This is a genomic window from Sphaerotilus sp., from assembly GCF_041083715.1.
Lineage (GTDB): Bacteria > Pseudomonadota > Gammaproteobacteria > Burkholderiales > Burkholderiaceae_C > Sphaerotilus.
The window spans coordinates 1-3,423 of the sequence record NZ_JBFPGY010000105.1 but is presented as its reverse complement, the minus strand read 5'-3'; the positions used below and the strand labels follow the sequence as shown (position 1 = coordinate 3,423).

Here is a 3,423-nt window from a genome sequence, read left to right as displayed (position 1 = left end):
GGGTGAAGCTGTTCCGGCGCACACGGCGCGGCGTGAAGCTCACCGACGAGGGCCGCAGCTACGCCGGCCGGGTGGCCGAACGACTCGACGCGCTGGAGCGCGACACGCTGGAGCTGATGTCTGGCGCAGAAGGCACTCCGGTGATCGAGCTGGCGGTGGTACCGACCTTCGGCACGCGCTGGCTGCTGCCGCGGCTGCCGCAGTTCATGCCTGGCGCGGTGCAGATCAACCTGCACACCCGCACGCGCCCCTTCCTGTTCGAAGACACCCCGTTCGACGCCGCCATCTACGCCGGCGACGGCCACTGGCCTGGCTGCGCCACACGCAAAGTGCTCGCCGAGCGCCTGATCGCCGTCTGCAGCCCGGCCCTGATCGCGTCCATGGACGGGCCGCCACTCACGCTGGCCGCGCTGGCCCGTCTGCCGCTGCTGCAGCAGACCACCCGGCCACAGGCCTGGCGCCGCTGGTTCGAGGCCGGCAGCCTGGCCTGCGACGGCGACCTGCGCGGGCCGCGCTACGAGCAGTTCTCGATGAGCGTGCAGGCAGCGGTGCTCGGCCTCGGCGTGGCGCTGGTGCCCGACTTCATGGTCGAAGAGGAACTCGCCCAGGGCCGCCTGCTCCAGCCGGTCCTGCAGGCCCACGACAGCGACCGCGCGTACTACTTCGTCGTGCCGGAGGGGCGCGAGCACACCCCCCTCCTGGCCAGGTTCGGCGACTGGCTGGCCCGGACCGCCGCGGAGCAGCAGCGGTGCTGACCCAGCGCACGCCGCAAAGCCCGCAGCGCCTGGCCGTGCTGGGCAGCGTCTGGCTGTCCTGTGTCGGACAGTTGCCACTGTGGCGCGCGCTGAAGCACCTGCCAGAACTCTCCGATGGCCAGGCACCGGTCTTCATCGGCTCGGCCATGGTGCTGGTGGCCGCCCTCTTCACACTGGCGTTCTGCATGCTGGCATGGCCGCGGGTGATCCGCTGGGCGCTGAGCCTGGTCCTGCTGGGCACGGCCTGGAGCACACAGACGACGGACGGGCTCGACATGCCTGCCATGACCCAGTTCATCGTGCTGGCAGGCGGGCCGCTGGCATGGCTGTGGAGTCGCCCGGTCCTGCGCCAGAAGGATACCTGGGCCCAGCTGGTGCACAACCTCGGCGTGGCCATGGCCGCCGCCGGGGTGGCTGCCGCGGTCCTGATCCTCAGCGTGGCCGACTTTTCGTGGATGTGGCTGCAGCACGCGGCCCTGCTCGAACTGCTGTCGCCGATCCACCTCTGGCGACTGCTCGGATCCATCCAGACCCCATGATCCTGTCTTCCAGGAAGTGCAAGATCGACCGCCAGCCGTTGCCGATCAGCGCAATTTGATTAAATACGAGGCCGCACCGATCAGCGGAGGCTTTCAATTCAACGACCATGACTGCTGCATGAACAAGAGAGTTCCGCGATGCGTCGACGTCTGATTTCAGGGATCACGCTCGTCGTGGTCGTGACCGGCGGCGCCCTCGCGCTGATCGATCGCACGGCACCCGGTCTGCGGCCCGGTGGAGGCCAGGATGGCGATGTGCTGCGTGTCGGCTATGCACTGGAAGCCCCCTATGCCTTCCTGGATGCGCAAGGCCATCTGCAGGGCGAGGCCATCGACACGCTGCGGGCGGCGCTGCAACGGCTCGGCTTGCCAGAGCCGGTGTGGGTGCATGTGGAATTTCCGCGGCTCATCCACGAACTGCGCAGTGGCCGGATCGACGTCATCGCCGCCGGCCTGTTCATCACCCCCGAGCGGGCCACGCAGGTCGAGTTCACGCGCCCGACCACCTCGGTGCGCCCGGGGCTGCTGGTGACCGCGGGCAATCCGCTGGGGCTGCATGCACTGGGCGATCTGCAACGCACAAGCGGCGCCAGGCTGGCCGTTCTGGACGGCTCGGTCGAATGGACCCAAGCGCGCGAAGCCGGCATCCCGGAAGCGCAGCTGCTGCGTGTGCCAGACCCGGCCGGCGCGCTCGCGGCGATGCGCTCCGGCCAGGCCGTCGCCTTCGCGCTGTCGACGCCCTCGTTGCGCTGGATCCTGCGCGAATCACCCGACACGCTGGCACTGGCCACACCGTTCGAAGTGCCGCGGCGCGCCGGGCAGCCGGACATCGGCTACCCGGCGTATGCGTTCCGCCGCGGTGACCCGATGCGCGAGCGCATCGATCTGGCCTTGTCCGGCTATCTCGGCTCGGCCGAACACCTCCAGACGGTCGCAGGCTATGGCTTCAGCGTCGACGACATCGCCACCGCCTACGGCATGGTCCCTGCAGCCCCGAGCACCGGAGCCTCTCGATGACCGACGCATTGCCCCCGACATCCCCGACGGCCCGCAACCGCCACGCCAGACGGCTGCTGGGCGTGATCGCAGGCTTCGGTGCGCTCTGCCTGTGCCTGATCGCCTGGAGCGACCTGCGCTGGCGCGCCACGCTGACCGACACCGACCAGCCGATCCAGCGGATCGACCAGGTCCGTCTGCACCTGCAGGCTGCAGAGTTGCAGACCGAACGCCTGCGCGCCGGAGACCACAGCGCCAGCACCGCCGACATCGACGCAGAACTCGCCAACGCCATCCAGAGCAGCACGGACCTGCAGTCCACAGCCCACTCCATGCGCAACGGCACGGCGCTGGAGACCCAGTGGCGCCAGGCCATCGACCAGTATGTGGGACAGGTCGCCCGCAGCCGGCAGGCACTGCGCGAGCGACTGGCCGACAACCCCGGCAGTCCGGCGATTGCGCTGCAGGCGCTGCACCTCGACATCGACCAGGCGGCGATGACGATGGAGCGTCTGTCCATCGAGATCCGCCAAGAGCGTCTGCGGCAGCAGGGCCATCTGAGCCGGGTGATGCTGGTGCTGGTCGCGCTCGGCACCGTGGGCCTGATGCTGCTGTTCTACCGCCACAGCCGCCAGCGCGAGCAGACGCTCGACAAACTCGCACGCCGGGAAGCCCACCTGCAGGCCTTTGCCGCGGCAGTACCGGACGTGTCGTTCATCCTGGATGTCAACGGCACCTACATCGAGATCTTCGGTCAGCGCGACAAGCTGGTCGCGCCGGCCGAAGAACTGATCGGGCGCCGCTACCAGGAATTCATGCCAGCCGAGGCCAGTCAGCGCATCGACGCCATCATCCGCCGCACGCTGGCCACGCAGGAAGTCACGCACACGGAATACAGCGTCCAGCTGAACGGCGAAACCCGCTGGTTCGAAGCGCGTGCGCACGCCCTGCCCGGTGAGGCCGACCGGGTCGTGGCCATCAGCTGGGACATCAGCGAGCGCAAGCGCGGTGAGCTGCGCATCAAGACGCTGAGCCGGCTCTACAGTTTCCTCAGCCAGGTGAACCAGTCGATCGTCTGGACACGGGCGCCAGAAGAGCTGTACCAGCGCATCTGCCAGGTCGCCATCAGCCAT

At 68.7% G+C, this 3,423-nt stretch carries 4 protein-coding genes; all 4 read left to right on the top strand.

The window, feature by feature from the left end; translation table 11 throughout:
- On the top strand, positions 1-755 hold a 755-nt coding region (locus AB3X43_RS05165), incomplete at its 5' end, for a LysR substrate-binding domain-containing protein (RefSeq protein WP_369428800.1).
- Positions 749-1,294 (top strand): phosphoethanolamine transferase domain-containing protein, encoded by a 546-nt coding sequence (locus AB3X43_RS05160; protein WP_369428799.1) that lies wholly within the window; start codon positions 749-751, stop codon positions 1,292-1,294. The genes AB3X43_RS05165 and AB3X43_RS05160, both read left to right, overlap by 7 nt.
- Positions 1,295-1,432: 138 nt before the next feature.
- Positions 1,433-2,311, top strand: coding sequence for a transporter substrate-binding domain-containing protein (locus AB3X43_RS05155; protein ID WP_369428798.1), 879 nt, complete (start codon positions 1,433-1,435; stop codon positions 2,309-2,311).
- Positions 2,308-3,423, top strand: a 1,116-nt coding sequence (locus AB3X43_RS05150; protein WP_369428797.1) for a PAS domain-containing protein, incomplete at its 3' end; no start/stop codon positions are given. The genes AB3X43_RS05155 and AB3X43_RS05150, both read left to right, overlap by 4 nt.

What these genes read in the sequence shown, in the direction of transcription:
- AB3X43_RS05155 (WP_369428798.1), top strand. Translation starts at nt 1,433, where the DNA reads ATGCGTCGACGTCTGATTTCAGGGATCACGCTCGTCGTGGTCGTGACC.